Source organism: Halobacterium hubeiense (assembly GCF_001488575.1).
Lineage (GTDB): Archaea > Halobacteriota > Halobacteria > Halobacteriales > Halobacteriaceae > Halobacterium > Halobacterium hubeiense.
Map to the genome: position 1 here is coordinate 1,123,113 of NZ_LN831302.1, position 15,674 is coordinate 1,138,786.

The 15,674-nt window shown below is 66.9% G+C and carries 19 protein-coding genes; 8 read left to right on the top strand and 11 right to left on the bottom strand.

From position 1 onward, the window contains the following. The first annotated feature begins 51 nt into the window (after window positions 1-51). Window positions 52-447: a helix-turn-helix domain-containing protein gene (locus HHUB_RS16580; RefSeq protein WP_157533990.1), complete on the top strand. Its 396-nt coding sequence runs from the start codon at window positions 52-54 to the stop codon at window positions 445-447. Between the two features lie 906 nt (window positions 448-1,353). Here HHUB_RS16580 and HHUB_RS05765 read toward each other — a convergent pair. After that, window positions 1,354-1,542: a hypothetical protein gene (locus HHUB_RS05765; RefSeq protein ID WP_059056631.1), complete on the bottom strand. Its 189-nt coding sequence runs from the start codon at window positions 1,540-1,542 to the stop codon at window positions 1,354-1,356. Window positions 1,543-1,715: 173 nt separating this feature from the next. On the opposite strand from HHUB_RS05765, the gene HHUB_RS05770 reads away from it, so the two are divergent. Both HHUB_RS05770 and HHUB_RS05775 read left to right on the top strand, forming a co-directional pair. After that, window positions 1,716-3,179: a lamin tail domain-containing protein gene (locus HHUB_RS05770; protein WP_059056632.1), complete on the top strand. Its 1,464-nt coding sequence runs from the start codon at window positions 1,716-1,718 to the stop codon at window positions 3,177-3,179. After that, a complete protein-coding gene (locus HHUB_RS05775; RefSeq protein WP_059056633.1) occupies window positions 3,179-3,469 on the top strand; it encodes a DUF3006 domain-containing protein in 291 nt (96 codons plus the stop codon). Before HHUB_RS05770 ends, HHUB_RS05775 begins: the two co-directional genes overlap by 1 nt. 6 nt (window positions 3,470-3,475) lie before the next feature. Here the strand turns inward: HHUB_RS05775 and HHUB_RS05780 are convergent, their stop codons facing one another. From HHUB_RS05780 to HHUB_RS05800, 5 genes are all read right to left on the bottom strand, one after another. Then, a complete protein-coding gene (locus HHUB_RS05780) occupies window positions 3,476-4,018 on the bottom strand; it encodes a SprT-like domain-containing protein (protein ID WP_059056634.1) in 543 nt (180 codons plus the stop codon). Between the two features lie 55 nt (window positions 4,019-4,073). Continuing rightward, window positions 4,074-4,709: a hypothetical protein gene (locus tag HHUB_RS05785; protein ID WP_059056635.1), complete on the bottom strand. Its 636-nt coding sequence runs from the start codon at window positions 4,707-4,709 to the stop codon at window positions 4,074-4,076. Between the two features lie 92 nt (window positions 4,710-4,801). Continuing rightward, on the bottom strand, window positions 4,802-5,731 hold the full coding sequence (locus HHUB_RS05790; protein WP_059056636.1) for an HNH endonuclease signature motif containing protein: 930 nt from the start codon (window positions 5,729-5,731) through the stop codon (window positions 4,802-4,804). A 129-nt stretch (window positions 5,732-5,860) separates the two neighbouring features. Continuing rightward, on the bottom strand, window positions 5,861-6,238 hold the full coding sequence (locus HHUB_RS05795; protein WP_059056637.1) for an Hsp20/alpha crystallin family protein: 378 nt from the start codon (window positions 6,236-6,238) through the stop codon (window positions 5,861-5,863). A 144-nt stretch (window positions 6,239-6,382) separates the two neighbouring features. Then, window positions 6,383-7,318, bottom strand: coding sequence for a hypothetical protein (locus HHUB_RS05800; RefSeq protein ID WP_370683882.1), 936 nt, complete (start codon window positions 7,316-7,318; stop codon window positions 6,383-6,385). Window positions 7,319-7,462: 144 nt separating this feature from the next. Between HHUB_RS05800 and HHUB_RS05805 the strand changes: the two genes are divergently transcribed. The 4 genes from HHUB_RS05805 (at window position 7,463) to HHUB_RS05820 (ending at window position 11,529) form a co-directional block, all read left to right on the top strand. Then, window positions 7,463-8,230 carry a GTP cyclohydrolase III gene (locus HHUB_RS05805; RefSeq protein ID WP_059056639.1) on the top strand — a complete coding sequence of 256 codons (768 nt, stop codon included), beginning with the start codon at window positions 7,463-7,465 and terminating at the stop codon, window positions 8,228-8,230. A gap of 43 nt (window positions 8,231-8,273) precedes the next feature. Beyond that, a complete protein-coding gene (dinB, locus tag HHUB_RS05810) occupies window positions 8,274-9,515 on the top strand; it encodes a DNA polymerase IV (protein WP_059056640.1) in 1,242 nt (413 codons plus the stop codon). A gap of 117 nt (window positions 9,516-9,632) precedes the next feature. Further along, window positions 9,633-11,027, top strand: a complete 1,395-nt coding sequence (locus HHUB_RS05815; protein WP_059056641.1) for a GntP family permease — start codon at window positions 9,633-9,635, stop codon at window positions 11,025-11,027. A 55-nt stretch (window positions 11,028-11,082) separates the two neighbouring features. After that, complete coding sequence (locus HHUB_RS05820; protein WP_059056642.1) at window positions 11,083-11,529, top strand: universal stress protein; 447 nt, start codon at window positions 11,083-11,085, stop codon at window positions 11,527-11,529. Between the two features lie 83 nt (window positions 11,530-11,612). Here the strand turns inward: HHUB_RS05820 and tpiA are convergent, their stop codons facing one another. The 5 genes from tpiA to hisC form a co-directional block, all read right to left on the bottom strand. Next, window positions 11,613-12,260, bottom strand: a complete 648-nt coding sequence (gene tpiA / locus HHUB_RS05825; protein ID WP_059056643.1) for a triose-phosphate isomerase — start codon at window positions 12,258-12,260, stop codon at window positions 11,613-11,615. A 116-nt stretch (window positions 12,261-12,376) separates the two neighbouring features. Beyond that, entirely contained in the window at window positions 12,377-12,913 is a 537-nt protein-coding gene (locus HHUB_RS05830) for a multiprotein bridging factor aMBF1 (RefSeq protein ID WP_059056644.1), read from the bottom strand. Between the two features lie 48 nt (window positions 12,914-12,961). Beyond that, the gene (locus HHUB_RS05835; RefSeq protein WP_059056645.1) at window positions 12,962-13,561 is read right to left on the bottom strand and encodes a CDP-alcohol phosphatidyltransferase family protein; all 600 of its coding nucleotides are present in this window, start codon (window positions 13,559-13,561) and stop codon (window positions 12,962-12,964) included. Next, complete coding sequence (locus HHUB_RS05840) at window positions 13,558-14,064, bottom strand: adenylate kinase family protein (RefSeq protein ID WP_059056646.1); 507 nt, start codon at window positions 14,062-14,064, stop codon at window positions 13,558-13,560. The genes HHUB_RS05835 and HHUB_RS05840 overlap by 4 nt, the downstream gene beginning before the upstream one ends. Continuing rightward, window positions 14,061-15,134: a histidinol-phosphate transaminase gene (hisC, locus tag HHUB_RS05845; protein WP_059056647.1), complete on the bottom strand. Its 1,074-nt coding sequence runs from the start codon at window positions 15,132-15,134 to the stop codon at window positions 14,061-14,063. The genes HHUB_RS05840 and hisC overlap by 4 nt, the downstream gene beginning before the upstream one ends. 97 nt (window positions 15,135-15,231) lie before the next feature. On the opposite strand from hisC, the gene HHUB_RS05850 reads away from it, so the two are divergent. Next, a complete protein-coding gene (locus HHUB_RS05850; RefSeq protein WP_059056648.1) occupies window positions 15,232-15,657 on the top strand; it encodes a hypothetical protein in 426 nt (141 codons plus the stop codon). The last annotated feature ends 17 nt before the right edge of the window (window positions 15,658-15,674 follow it).

Consider the following 15,674-nt stretch of genomic DNA (forward strand, 5'->3'; position numbering starts at 1 on the left):
TGGGGGTACTCCAACGGTAGGATGATTACATTCGTTGCCTAAAGTCCAAACGTGGCTATCGAACGAGTAGAGGGCTCCCTCGAGTTAGGGGAAGAGAAACTGATAAAGAAAGAGGAGGGAGTCGTCAAAATGCTTGACGACGAAGACGACCCTGCTGAGATATACTGGGTCGTAGATTTGAGAGACCGGACTGATAGGGAAGCGTACTGTGCTCGGGGGTGGCTCGCACCGGACCTCTGTTATGAACTGATTAGCCGAGGTGGTTCTGTAAAGGAAGGCGAAGATGGTTTCATCCCGACAGCAACGGCTGTATTAGGGAAACCAGCGATTACAGCTTACCTCCGGATTGTCAAGATGAAACCACGTAGAGAGATAGCCGCCAAATTAGATGTGTCTCGGTCTACCATAGACCAATATCTTTCAGACTTTGCTAAAGGCGACCGATAGGAGAAGTGTCCACATCTACAAATCGACCTTGCTGTCGTCGACTAGTCGAACACGTAGCCGGGGCGCTGCGGGCTCGGCTCGGGCACGATTTGATCGGCGCGCGCCTCACGACGCCCTCTAAGTATTTGAACTCCGCAAGAACGACCACAGTTATCGTTCGATTGGAGGCGAGGTTGAGGGCATTAGCAAGGACAAAGCGCCCCTCACCTGAAATCGTCGGGAAGAGTACAAAGCGGCAGTACAGAGCCGGAAAGTGTGAGACTCCACCGCGGAGGTTCGTAGGCAGGTAGATTTATAGACCACCGTCACGGATTTGCTATCGCAACGCTAGGGTGTTGTAGGCCGCTCGGCTATTCAGCCGAACGGTCCTTGCGGTTCTGCAGAATATACTTGAGCAATAGCCCCAGCACTACTAGTCCGGTTAGGCGAGGGTCCATTTCGGGAGTCGGGAGTAGAAAATATACACGATGCCGACTCAGTAACTCCTCGATGTTTGTAAGGAGAGCCGAAAGGGTCGCCAGCCGGTCCAGTAGCGGTTCGTCGTCGGCATCGTCTTGGGGCGGTTGCTCTGATGACATAGATGAATCTACGGGAGTGTGAGACGAGGAGAACCGGTGCTAGGGTGCGTAGGCCGCTCGTCTCGAGGCTTTCACGTCTTCGCCGGGGCGCGTCCACTTCGGGGTTGGTCTCGAACCGTATTTAAATTGTCGTAACCACGGTGAAAATGGAACCTAATGGGGGTGTAGAGGGCCTGTACATGCGGATAGCATGGTATAAGATATTATCGATCTATAACATACCATTTTTCACACCCACTTCGCCCTTATCAACAATTCCGTTTATCTGGGGAGCGATTGTGCTAATTGCATTTCTCCGACTGGAAGTCGAATACGATTCACTACCTGATTAATCCAGCACGTAGCCGGGCCGCTGCGGGCTCGGCTCAGGCACGATTTGGTCGGCGCGTGCCTCCCCGTCGAGGTAGAGGCACCCCCAGATGGTGAGCGAGAAGAGTTCGTAGTTGTCAGTCCACGGCTCGACGTAACCAGCCTGTGCAAGCACGCGAAGCCGCTCACGAATCTTCTGCGTGCTCATGGGCCGCCGACGAAACCGCGCGATAGTACGGGGCGTCGCGGCGGCGTCCGTGTCGAGGTACTCTAGATATCCGGTCGTCAAGCGAACACATCCACCCGGCCGGGCTTGCGCATCGTCATGACTCTCTTAGTGGATCCACTAAGACCATCTGATTGCGCCCCGTCGACCACGCTATGACTCGGCGGCGCACACTCGGTGTTCTGGCGGTCGCAGTCCTCGTCCTTCTGGCCGGGTGTAGCGGCGCCGTCAGCGACGGGCCGACAGCGACGGACCAACAGACATCCGCGACGACTGAAGCGACCAATACGACGACCACCACTACGGAAACTCCGAACGGCACGCTCTCGGTCCACTTCATCAACGTCGGGCAGGGCTCCAGCATCCTCGTCGTCGGCCCAGAGAACGAGACGATACTAATTGACACGGGCGACTGGACGGACGACGGCGAAATCGTCCTCAACTACCTCCAGCGACAGGGCGTCGAGCGACTGGACTACCTCGTGACGTCGCACGCTGACGCCGACCACATTGGCGGCCACGAGGCGGTCATCAACTACTTCGAGACGCAGGGTGAGGGCGTCGGCGCGGCCTACGATCCCGGGATCGCGTCGAGCTCGCAGACGTACCAGGAGTACCTCGACGCCGTGGATGGCCACGATGTTCCGCTGTTCCAGACGCGCGCCAGCGACGAGATTCCGCTGGCGAACGCGAGTGTGGACGTGCTGGCGCCGCCGCAGGACCGCCTCGCGGACGGCGACCGCAACGAGAACAGCGTCGTCCTGCGCATGGCGTTCGGGCAGTCGACGTTCCTGCTGCCGGGGGACGGCGAGGCGGCGAGCGAGCGCTACCTCACCGAGGCGTACGGCGCGGGGCTGAACGCCACGGTGTTGAGTGCGGGCCACCACGGTAGCCAGTCCAGTTCGAGCGCACAGTTCCTCGACGTCACGGATCCGAGGGTCGCCGTGATTTCGAGCGCGTACGACTCCCAGTACGGTCACCCGCACGAGGACGTCCTCCAGCGGTTCGCCGATCGGTCGATTCGGACGTACTGGACGGCGACCCACGGGAACGTTGTACTGACGAGCAACGGCTCCGCGGTGACGGTGGCGACCCAGCGCGATGCACCGACGGCACCACTGGAGCTCCGTGACGGCGATTCACTTAATCCGGGAACTAGCGACGACGTCGAAGTCCGCACGGTCGTCCCGGCCAGCGGAACCGGATTGCCGCCGGACGGTGGAACGACGACCGAACCCACCACGAGCACGACGACTGCGGAGTCGACGACCACGAAAACCGGAGACGCCGGCAGCCTCGCCGTCGTCGGCGTTCATGCGGACGCGACGGGCAGCGACCGAGAGAACTTGAACGACGAGTACGTCGTCTTCGAGAACACCGGCAGCGAGACCCTCGACCTCGAGGGCTGGACGGTCAGCGACGCGGCCGACCATGCGTACGTGTTCCCGAGCGACGTCACGCTCGACCCGGGCGAGCAGGTCACGCTGCACACGGGCAGCGGCGATGATTCGGCGTCCGACCTCTACTGGGGGTCGGGGAGCCCGGTCTGGAACAACGCCGGAGACACTATCATCGTCGAGACAAACACCGGAACCGTGGTCGTGGAGGAAACCTACTGATGACGAACGACGGCACCTACACAGCGGTCGTGGACCGCTTCGAGGGCGATCTCGCGGTCCTCCTGCTCGAAGCGGACGGGGAGACGGTCGGTGAGCGCGTGCTCGACCGGCAGCGACTCCCGGAAGCGGGACGGCACGTCGACGCGGTGTTCACCGTCGAACTGGCTGACGGTGACGTCACGACCCTCGACTACGAGCCAGCGGTCACCGAGTCGCGCGCCGAGGACGCCCAGCGCCGCTTCGACGACCTCTCGCAGCGGCCGCCGTCGCGGGACGACGAGTCGAAGTGACGCGTTTCAGTCGCCGCTCCCGGTGGCTTCCCGCGAGTAGAGCGTCCCGCCGCAGCCGGCGCACCGGTACGACTCGGGGTTCTTCACGAGCTTCGACTCCCGGTAACGCGGCAGTTCGCTCCCGCAGTCCTTGCAGACAACCCACCAGTTCGGGTCGGCGAACCGCTCGCACGTGACCGACGTCTGGAGTTCGCCCGCCCACTCGCGGAACGCGTCCCCGTGGCTGCCATCCCCGGCCTCGTTCAGGAGGTGGACGTGAATCAGTTCGTGACGCACCACTTCCGCGGTCGCGCCCCAGCCGTGCTCCTGGAAGTACTCCCACGTCAGCGAGACGGTTTCCGGACTGTCGTCCCGGTACTTGACGGCGCCCGCGCGCCGCTTCGCGCGCTTGCTCACCTCCCAGTCGAGCGCGCTCACGTCCACCGTGAGGTCGTAGCTGTCGACGACGTCCCGGGCGTACACCTTCGCGACCGCGAGGAACTCCGCGGTGGAGACGTCCGCGTCGACCGCGTAGAACTCCGTGTCCAGGCCCGAGGGCTCACCTGTCATTGGTTCCGCGTGGTCGGCCGGGTTTGGTTCGTCGCCATAGCTCGTTTCACCGGTCTCAGAAGTACTGGTCGGGCTGGTCCGCGAGCTCCCACGCGAGTATCGCGCCGCGGCAGAGGACGTCGTGTTGGAGGCCCGAGAACGGCGCGACCGTGTCCACGACGATCTCGTGGTTTGTCCACTTCTCGACAGCGTCAACGAACTCCGCTGCAATCTCCTGGCCAGTTATCTCGCTGCCCGGGCCGTCGACCGGCCGGTAGTAGGGCGCGAGGAACGTCTTCATTGCCCGCACGTCCGCGTCCGCGAGCTTCGATACGTCGTGGACGAACGACCGCGGGTTCCGGTCCTGGTAGGGGCTGAAGACCTTGCTGAACCCTTGCGAAGAGGGCTGACTGTTGGCCTTCTGGAAGCGGAACAGCTTCGCCTCGCAGAACTCCCTGTCGCCGCCGGCCTCGATGACGATGTCCGCGGATTGGCCGCCCGGGTACCGCACATCGCTGGCGTCAGACTTCGCGGTGTAGATGCTCCCGTCGAAGACGCCCTGTTCCTCGACTTCGCTGACGAGCGCGTCGATCTGGTTGTCCTCGTCGTGCGGGCCGATTCCCTCACCGTACGTCCGGTTCTCGCCGATAGTCTCGTCGACGCTGCCGATGACGTCCGCGAACCGCTCGGCGAGCACCCCCGTTCGCGTCATTTCACTTCCCTCCGGACTGCGGGGGTAAATAGCTGGTCGAAGACGGCCCGAGGGTTCGTGTCGTTACCCGATTGGGCCTCCACGAAAATCGGTCACTCCGATTCAGCCCACCGCCGTTTCGCGGCGAGTCCAGCGGCGCCGGCCAGGACCGCGCCGACGAACGCGAGCCAGTAGAGGCCGGGGCGCTCGTGGATTGGCTTCCGGACGGTGAGCGTGAGGCTGCCGCGGTCGTAGACCGCCGAGTCGACGTCGGTGACCGCGTACGGGTCCGTGGAGACGTAGGCTTCGACCCAGTAGTCGGCGCTCGCGGGGTAGCCGGCGGCGTACGCCGCGACATCCCCGCTGGCGACGGTGAGTTCCTCGGTGTGGGTCTCCCCGGGGGCGAGCGAGAACTGCACCTGCTCGATGACGCGCCGGCTGTCGGTCGTCCAGCCGGTGACTTGCGTGACGTCGACGGCGCCCGAGAGGCGGCGGTCGCTGGGGTTGCGGACTGTGACTCGCAGGGTCGTCCTGTCGCCCGGCGAGATGACGGTGTTCTCCAGCGTGTACGCGACTTCCAGGGGTGGCCCGACGTTGTACTCGTAGTCGCGGCCGTAGCCGTCGGGGTCCTCGACGACGCGGGCGTAGTCGACGACGTGTTCCTTGGTCTCCGTCTGGCCGGCGGGCAGCACCTGCTGGGCGGCGCTGTACGTGACGAACCCGAAGACGGCGAGGCCGACGAGAAGGAGTGCGATGCCGAACGCGACCGGGTCGATGTCCTGCGTGCTGGACCCGCCCGTCCCGCCGGACTGGCGGCCGCCGATTGGGTGGCCGTGGATGTCCTCGTGGCAGGACTTGCAGACGGTCGTGAGGTTGTGGAGTTCGTGGGAGCCACCGCGGGATTTCGGCGTCTTGTGGTGGGCGTGGAGTTCCGCGTTCCCGCGCGGCCCGCCCGAGCGGCCGCATCGCTGACAGTGGTAGTTGTCTCGCCGGTAGACGCGCCGCCGCCGGCTGTCCCAGTCGGACGGGTAGCCGTCGCCCATCGTCGCGACCCGATGGTATCCGGCGATTAGAACGTGGTGGTTCGCGGCCGGTCGCGACGCCACTGGCGCGGCTACGCAACGCTACCGACGCGGCGACTCGAAAAACGGGGGCGAGCGGCGGTGCGGCCGTCAGCCCTCGATGGGGATGGTGTGGCCGCGCGTGTCGGCGCCCTCGCTGATGGGGAGACGGATTTCGAGGACGCCGTTGTTGTACGAGGCGGTGATCTCGTCCTCCCGGACTTCCTTCGGGAACCGGAAGCGTCGGTGGTAGGTCTTCTTCCGGTTCCGGCGTTCGTCGACGTGCTCGGCGGAGACGTTGAGGACGCCGTCGTCCCAGGCGACCTCAATGTCGTCGGTGTCGAAGCCGGGCACATCGATGGAGAGGACGAACTCCTCGTCCTCCTCGTACAGTTCGTAGTCGCTGCCACCGAAGCCGCCCTCGCCGAACAGCCGGGAGGGCAGGTCCAGGCGCTGCATCCACGAGCTGCCGGTCGCAGGCAGTGCCATGGCTTCTCACCTCGGTTCCAGCCGGTTATGTGGGCGTGATTCGTAAAGAACCCAACGAAAACAACAGAATTATTATTCGTTTTTATGTATGTGTTCGATATTGGGGAATACTATAGGACCAGTGCGGGCGGCGTCGACGAGCGGCTACCGAAGCTCCTTTTGAAGTTCGACGACGCCCACGACGGCCGTGCATGCGACGAATGCGGTCGTGCCAAGTTTGCCGCCGGCGCCGCCGAACACGGGCGACGTAAGCAGAAAGACGACGGCCGCGAGTGCGCCCGCGAGCGCGACGACGCGATTGCTGTGGAGGCGTCGCGGCGCCGACATCCCGACGAACGACGCGCAGAACGCGACTGCGGCGAGTGGCGCGTCGGTCACATGCGAGAGTGCGGGGCGGAGCGCGACAGCGAGTACGCCGACGAGGGCAGACGCGACGACCGTGCTGTGGCCGCGTTCGGCGTGGAGGTGGAACGCCACGACGGCCGCCACGGCGGCGACAGGCACGGCAACGAGAAGCGTGCTTGTGGGAAGTGCGGTCCCCGAGGGGAAGGAGGCGGGCGTTGCGACGGCGGCAGCGAGACAGCCCGCGAACGCGAGTGTCCCGAGTTTCCCACCGACGCCGTCGAAGACGCCGTCGGCGGCGACGAGGCCGACACCCGCAGCGAGCCCCGCTGTCGCGACGCCGACGGGCGTCGGGAAGAGCGCGGGCGACGCCATGCCGACGAAGGACCCGCAGTAGACGGCGACGGCGATAGCCGGCACGACGAGCCCGGCAACGAGCCCGACGCCTGCGGAGGCGAGCACGGGGCCGAGGTCGGCGTGCACGCTGAGCGCGTACGTCGCGACGCTACCGAGCACAGTGGCGGCGACGGTGACGCCGGCATCGCGGACGTGGAGCGTGTCGGCGAGCGGGATGGCGTCGAGGACATCGCGTTCCGCGACGACGGCAGTGCCAGCTGCGAGCACGATGGCGGTCCGCGCTGCCGTCGTGGTGCCGGTGTCGGGCTGCGCCGTGGCCGCGCCCGCGAGAAGGACGGCGGGTGCGAGCGCGAGCGCAGCGAACCCGGTGCGGCGGAGCATTCCGAGCACGCCGCCGTCTATCCACAGTCGGTGGTTGGGGGTTTCGATTCGGGAATCGACGGCAGGCGCCGCCGCCATCTGGCCGTCATTTTTGGAACGCAATCCACAACCGATATACCGCCGTGGGGCCGAGTGTCGGTAACCGTGACGAACACGCAGGTCACTCTCGTGCAGTTGGACAACTACGGGCCGTGGACCGTGACGCCGTCGCCGCGGCGCGAAGTCGACCTCCAGACGATGCAGTCCCGGCTGTACGCCGACCTCTCGCAGGCGTTCGGGATGCGGGACGGCTACGTCTTCTTCACGCGCTTCGACAACATGATCGCGGTGAGCAACGGGCTCGACCTCGAAGACCACGCCCGCGTCCAGGAGTCGATTCGGAACCGCTACCCCGTCACCGTCAGCCTCTCCATCGGCACCGGCGCCTCACCCGCGGACGCGCTCGTCGAGGCGACCGCCGCCCTCCAAGCACAGGGCAGCGCGCAGGACGCCGACCGCCGCGAGGCCCTGCTGGGCCAGCCCATCGACGAGGAGACACGCACGGACGACGACGTCCAAATCGCGCACTTCGACGTCGTGGACGCCACCGGCACGTATACCGACGAGCTCGACGCGTACTCGTCGTTCGTCCACATCGAGCAGGGGTACGCCGCACTCATGCAGCACATGCACGACGCCCACGACTCCCTCTCCTTCTTCGTGGGTGGCGACAACATCATCGCGGTCTGCCCGGACCTCACGCCCGCCGACTACGAGGAGGCAATCGAGCACGTCCGCGACACCGCGGGCGTCGATATCCGCGTCGGCGTCGGGCACGGCGTCTCCCCGCACGACGCCGGCATGGGCGCCAAGCACGCGCTCGAAGACGCCCGCGAACACGAGACCGAGGTCGAAGTCGTCCCCGAGCCCTGACCGGACCGGCCGTTTTTTGCTCGCCGCGCCCGAACTGCGCGTGATGGTCGACGGCGAGCGACTCCCCGGCGCGCCCGCCCGCGAGGAGCGCATCGTCCTGCACGTCGACATGGACTGCTTTTATGCTAGCTGCGAGCGCCGCCGTGAACCCGAGCTGCGCGGCGAACCCGTCGTCGTCGGCATGGGCTACGAACCCGGCGAGACCGTCGGCGCGGTTGCGACTGCCAGCTACGAGGCCCGCGAGTACGGCGTCGAGAGCGCGCAAGCCATCGGCGCCGCCCTGGAGAAGCTCCCGCGGAAGGCCGACGAGCCCGACAACCCGGACGCGGGCTACTACCGGCCCGTGGACCTCGACTTCTACCAGGACGTGGGCGGCTCGGTCAAGGAGATTCTGCACGAACTCGGGGACACAGTACGGGAGGTGAGTATCGACGAGGCGTACCTCGATGTCACCGACCGGACTGCGTGGGGCGTCGCCGAGGGGTTCGCGCGCCACGTCAAACAGCGCATCGCCCGTGAGGTCGGCGTGCCCGCGAGCGTCGGCGTCGCGCCCGACATGAGTACCGCGAAGCTCGCCAGCGACTACGACAAGCCCGACGGCCTCGTCGTCGTCGAACCCGACGAGGTACGGGAGTTCCTCGCGCCCATCGACGTCGCGGACGTCCACGGCATCGGGCCGGTTCGCGCCCGCGAACTCCACGAGATGGGCATCGAGACCGCGGGCGACCTCGCGAGCGCGGACCCTTACGAGCTCACCGACAAGTTCGGCGACCGCGGCCGCGACCTCTACCGGCGCGCTCGCGGCGAGGACAACCGGCCCGTCGAACCCCGTGGAAAGCCCAAGAGCCTCTCCCGGGAGTCCGCGTTCGACGGCGCGACCGACGACTTCGAGCGCGTGCGCGAGCAGGTCGCGACGCTCGCCGAAGCCGTCGCGGACCGCGCCACCCGCAAGGACGCCTTCTACCGCACCATCGGCGTGAAGGTCGTGACGCCGCCCTACGACGTTCACACGCGCGCCGAGTCCCTGCCCGGGCCAGTCGACGACCCGGTGCTCGTGGACGACGTCACGCAGGACCTCCTCGGGGAGTTCGCGGGCGAGTCCGTGCGGAAGGTCGGCGTGCGCGTCTCCAACCTCGACTTCTCGGAGCGCGAGCAGGCGAGCCTCGACGGCTTCGAGGCCGATGACGCCGGCAATGCGACGCCCTCGACCTCCCTGCGGGAGCGTCGGCGCGATGACCCCGACGGCGGCCGCGACGGTCAGATTTCGCTGGACGAGTTCGAGTGAAACGCTTTCCAAATTCACCTGCCGTATTCGACGGTGGACTACAACGGTGTAATAATTAATTGTAATCTCAATAAAAACTTTTTTGAGGTGGTGAAATCGCCTGATAAATTGCAACATATGGCAATCGAGTTCGCACACAGTCCACTGCTCACGTTCGCGGCCGGGCTGGCCGTGGTCGTGTTGCTGTTGGTCGTACTAGACCTCCCCGCGTTCGTCGGGCTCACGATTGCGGCGTTCACTGTCGGCCTCGTCAACGCCGTCTTCGTCCCCGACTTCGCGATGGCAGACGCGGCATCGCGGACGGCGACAGCCTTCGGGGACAACATGGCCGGCATCGGTATCCCCATCCTGATGGCCGCTATCATCGGGAAGTCGATGCTGGAGAGCGGCTCCGCCCAGCGCATCGTCCGCGGCTTCCAGTCGCTGGTCGGCAAAGGCAACTCCGACCTCGCGCTGTGGGGGAGCAGTTCCGTCCTCGCCATTCCCGTGTTCTTCGACAGCGTGTTCTACCTGATGGCGCCGCTGGCGCGCTCGATGCGCGCCCGCGTCGGGAAGAACTACGCGCTGTACCTCGTCGTGGTCGGCGCCGGCGCGGCGACGACCCACGTCTTCGTCCCGCCGACGCCCGGTCCGCTGGCGGTCGCGAACGAAATCGACGTCGACCTCGGCATCACTATTCTCGTCGGCGTCGCCACCGCAATCCCCGCGGCAATCGTCGGCGGGCTCGTCTACGGTCGCTGGATCAACGCCCGCCTCGACATCCCGCTGCGGGACGCGATGGGCACCACCACCGAGGAGTTGGAGGAGCGCGCGGAGCGCGAGACCTCGAACCTCCCCGGCGTCCTCGAATCCATCATGCCCATCGTCCTCGCAATCGGGCTCGTCGGCTCCGCGACTGCCGTCGATGCCTTCGACGAGTGGTACCCCGTTCTGGAGACCGTCCAGCCGGTCGTCGCCTTCCTCGGTGACAAGAACGTCGCGCTCACCATCGCCGCGATGGCCGCCGCGGTCACGTACCTCCGCTGGACGGGCCTCTCGCGGTCCGTCTGGGAGGACGAACTCACGGAAGCGCTGAAGTCCGGCGGCAACATCGCCGCCATCACCGCGATGGGTGGGGCGTTCGGTGCACTGCTGCGAGCCTCCAGCATCGGCACGTACATCGCCGACGGCCTCCAGGAGTTCGGCATCGGCCTGCTGGTGACCGCGTGGCTCATCGCCGCCATCGTCCGCATTGCACAGGGTTCCGCGACTGCCGCGATGCTCACCGCCGCCGGCATCATGGCGCCGCTGGCCGGCCAGCTCGACGTCAGCGCCGCGTACCTCGTGATGGTCATCGGCGCGGGCGGGAACATCTGCTCGTGGTACAACGACTCGGGCTTCTGGCTCGTGAAGGAAATCGGCGGTCTCACGCAGGCGGAGACGCTGAAAACGTGGACCGCACTGACGACGGTCATCTCCGTCACCGGACTGGTGACGGTGCTGCTTCTGTCGTCGGTGCTGCCGCTGGCCTGACCTCGTCTCGCATCGCTGCCAGAACACTCACCACACACGACTCGAACCAAACACTATGGATCGCGCACTCGCAGTCATCGACCCGACCGACGCAGCGAAAGACCTCCTCCACGAAGCCGGCACGCTCGCCGCCGGCGTCGGCGCCGACCTCGTGGTGATTCACGTCACTACCGAGGATGAGTACGGCGGCCGCCGCGAGGCGATGGAGGCGATACCGAACGGTTCGGCGAGCTACACGCCCGACGACGCCGAGGCGGGCGCCGCGCAGTTCGCCGCCGACCTCGCCGACGAGATTCTCGGCGACCTCGACGTCGAGTACGAGACCGCCGGCTACCTCGGCAAGAAAGCCGGCAAGACCCTCGACGCGGCCGCCGAGTACGGCTGCGACCACATCTTCCTCGCGGGCCGCAAGCGCTCGCCGACGGGGAAAGCCATCTTCGGCGACGCAACACAGAAAGTCATCCTCGACTCCGACGACCCGGTCACCGTCGTGACCGCGTGACCGGCCGCGCTCTTTTCCGGTCAGTCGCCGCTGGAGGCAGCATATAGAACACCGCGATGCCGACGCGTCGCTGGCGTCCGGCGTTATACGAGCGGCTCCACGAGGTCTTCGAGCGCCGCTCGCGGGTCGTCGGCCTTGGCGACGCCGCTGGCGAGCAGCACGCCGCTGGCGCCCAGTTCGCGGGCGGCTTCGAGGTCGTCGCCCGTGCTGATGCCGGCGCCGCAGTAGACGTCGACGCTCGGGTCCACGGCCTCCGCGGCCGCGACCGCGTCCTCGACGATGCCCGGGTCGGCCTGCGAGACCGGCGTCCCGGTGCCGATGAGCTCCGGCGGTTCGACGGCGACGGCGTCCGGGCCGAGCGCTGCAGCCGCGGCGATCTGCTCGGGGTTGTTCGCGCAGACCACGGTGTCGAGGCCGACGCGGTCGGCGGCGTCGAGGCTGCCGTCGATGTCCGCGAGCTTGCGGCGGTGCTCGGAGTGATTCAGGAGCGTGCCGACCGCGCCGTTCGCCTCGACGGACTCGGCGAGCACGCTGCCCGTGTGGCTGCCGTGTTCGACGGGGCTGACGTGCTGGGCGTACGTCGTCGCGCCCGTCTCCGCGACCCGCGCGAGGTCCGCGGACTGCGGGGCGACGGCGATGGTCGCGTCTGTCTGTTCGGCGACGTCGGCGGCGGCCTCCGCGACCGCGACCGGGTCGCAGGGGTACGCCTTCAGATTGACGAGTACGAACACGTCTCCAACGCCGTCCTCGGAGGCGAAAAAGCTGTAGGTTCAGCAGGAATTGCCGTCGGCAGCGGTCGAAGCGGCGACAGTGCGCGTCGGCACGGTCGCAGTGGTGCTATCGGGAGCTAGCCGTCGTCGCCCTTGCGGCGAACCTTGTCGCCGAGCGTCAGCCCCGCGCTGTCGCTGGACGACGACCAGTCCTCGTCAGTGTCGCCGCCGGACTCGGTCAGCGAGATGCCGAGCTTGGTCTCGAGCTTCTCGCGGACGTCGTCGCTGGGGAGGCTGTCGCCGCGTTCGAGCTTCCGGATGACGCTGGCCTTCTCGTTGAGGTCGTCGGCCAGCTCCTCCTGGCTGAGCCCCTCGCTCTCGCGGGCCGTCCGGATGCGGTCGTCGTAGTCGCCGGCGAGCTCCTCCATCTCGTCGAACATGTCGCGGCGGCGGCGCCCGCCCGAGGAGCCACCACTGGACGAGGATGACGAGGAGCCGCCCGAGGACGAACTAGACGAGGACGTCGAGTACTTCGTGCTGGTGGTGCTGGAGGACTCCGTCTGGACTTCCGTGCCGAAGTCGGCGCAGTCGTCGCAGACGTCGATCTCCGCCCCCTCGATTTTGACGGTCTTCGGGGACGAGACCTCCTTGCCACACATCTCGCACTGGGCCATACGAACGGGTAGCCGGGGCCGACGCTTAAATGGCACGCCGCCGGCGCTTCAGGACAGTTGGCGCCACGCGGAGACGAACCGCTGAATCGCGGTGAGGTGGCCGACGACGGCGAACAGCGCGAGCAGCCACGCGGCCAGCGAGAACCCACCGACAGCCGGGATGAACACGGAGAGCCCGCCGGTGATGCCGACGAGCGCGAGCCGGTCCGCGCGCCCGAGCAGGCCGCCGTAGACGCGGTCGAGGCCGACCGCCTGCGCTTGCGTCCCCAGATAGGAGGTGAGCAGGACGCCAGTAACAGCAGCAAGGCCGAGGTCGTAGCGGCCGATGCCGGCGGCGAGGCCGGCGACGATGACCACGTCCGCATACCGGTCGAGCACGTGATCGAGGAGGTCGCCGGCCACCGAGTCCGTGCCGAGTTCGCGTGCGACCGCGCCGTCCAGGAGGTCCAGCCAGCCATTCACGACGACGCAGAGCGCGCCCACCGCGTACAGGAGGGGCGTTGCGCCGTAGAACGCGGCGGCGGCGCCGACCGCGAACACGAACGCAACGACGCTGATGACGTCGGGCGTGGCGCCGACGGCGACGGCTGCGCGCACCCACGGCCGCAGCAGCCGGTTCGCGAGGTCACGGTACGTGTCGAGGGTCATAGATACTCAGTGAAGTCCACCTCGCCCGCGGAGGGGTCGCGGTCGCCCGCGAGCACGGCTTCGATGTCGTCGGCGACCGCCGCCGGGTCGCGGTCGGTGGTGTCGATTTCGTAGACGTTCGGCTTCCCGTGGTCGCGGACGGTCTCCGAGAGGATGACGTCCAGCGCCTCGCTCTCGGCGTTCTCCTCGGCCTTCTCGCTGGGTTCGCCGCGCTCGATGAGCCGGCGCTCCAGCTCGCCGGGCGCACAGCGCAACACGACCACGCGGTCGGCGTCCAATAGGTGCGATAGGTGCGACTCCACGAGCACGTCCTCGCGGCCGTCCAGCCAGTCGCGGACAGCGTCGAGGTCCGCGACCTTGCTGTCCCGCGCCTCGTCGACCTCCGTGTAGAGGTCCTCTTCCTGGATGACGTCGTTGAGGTGGACGATGTCGAGGTCGGTGTCGAGGTGCTCGGTGGCGGTCGTCTTCCCCGTGCCCGGCGTCCCGGTGACAGCGACTCTCACTCTGCAAGCACCTCGTTGAGCACCGCGACGGCGCGCTCGGTCTCCTCGCGGGTGCCGCAGGTGATGCGGACGTGCTCGGGGAGCCCGAAGCTCGAACAGTCCCGAATCAGGACGCCCTTGCGCTTGGCTGCCTCCGCGACTTCGGTGGCGTCGCCGACGTCCGCGAGCACGAAGTTCCCGTGGCTCTCGTACGTCCGGGCGTCGAGTTCGTCGTGCATGTACTGTCGCGCCCACTTGACGCTCTCGACGGTCTGCTCGACGTGCTCGTCGTCGTCCAGTGCGGCGGTGCCCGCGCGGCACGCGATGGCGCTGGCGGCGAACGGCGTCTGCACGCGAGCGTACGCGTCCGCCCACGCCGGGGGCGTGAGCGCATACCCGAGGCGGATGCCCGCCAGTCCGTACGCCTTCGAAAACGTCCTGAGAACTGCAATATCGTCCCGTTCGTCGAGCAGCGAGACGGCCGAAGGCGCGTCGGTGAACTCGCCGTACGCCTCGTCGACGACGACCAGCGTGTCCTCGTCGGCCCGGTCGGCGACCTCCTCCACGGCGTCCAGCGTGAACCGGTGGCCCGTGGGGTTGTGGGGGCTCGTCAGGTAGACGACGCGCTCGCCGTCGTACGCGTCCAGCACGCGCTCCGCGGTGAGCGCGAACCCGTCGTCGGTCCGCACGTCGTACTCGGCAACCTCTCCGTGGTGGAAGCGCGCACTCATCCCGTAGTACGTGAATCCGGGCGTGGGGACGAGCACGCGGTCCCCGGGTGCGAGCGTCGCCCGAGCGAGGTAATCGAGCGCGCCGTCGCCGCCGTTCGCCAGCCACACCTGCTTGTCGCTGACGTCCCACTGGTCGGCGAGCGCGGCGGTGAGGTCGGCGTGGACGGCTTTCGGGTAGCGGTGGACCTCCGAGGCGGTCTCGCGGATGGCGGCTTCGGCCTTCGGACTCGGGCCGTGGGGGTTCTCGTTCGAGGAGAGCTTCACGAACTCCGCGGGGTCGCGTCCCAGCTCCCGTGCGACCTCCTCGATGCCCCGACCGGCCCGGTACTCCACGTGGTCGGAGAGGTCCCGTAGTTCCATGCCCGAGTCGAGTGGCGCGCGGGCCTTAAGACTGCCTTCACGGAGCCGTCCGCCGATACCCCGGCGTTTTACGACGCACCAGTCACTACTGGCTGACATGGCAGTCACCGAGACAGTCGTGTACGCCTTGCACCTGTTGTTCGCCGGGCTGTGGACCGGGAGCGTGCTGTTCGCCACCGCGACGCTCCCCGGCATCGCCAGCAGCCTCCCCGCCAGCGCCCGCGATTCGTTCGTCGGCACGCTCCGCAACATCTCCCGCGGTAGCTCCGCCGTCCTCCTCCTCTCGGGCGGCTACATGCTCACGCTCGCCGGTTACACGGACGGCGGCACGCTCACGGGCACGGGCCGCGGCCACCTCGTGTTGACGATGCTCGTGCTGTGGCTCGCGCTTGCCGGCCTCACCGAGGTCGCCGCCAGCAAACTCGAAGACGGCGAGGACGCCTCCTCCATCCTCTACGGCGCCTCCGTCGTCGCCGTCCTCCTGCTGCTGGACGCCGGCGCGCTCGCTACCGGCGCCTTCTGACAGCGGCCGACGCTACT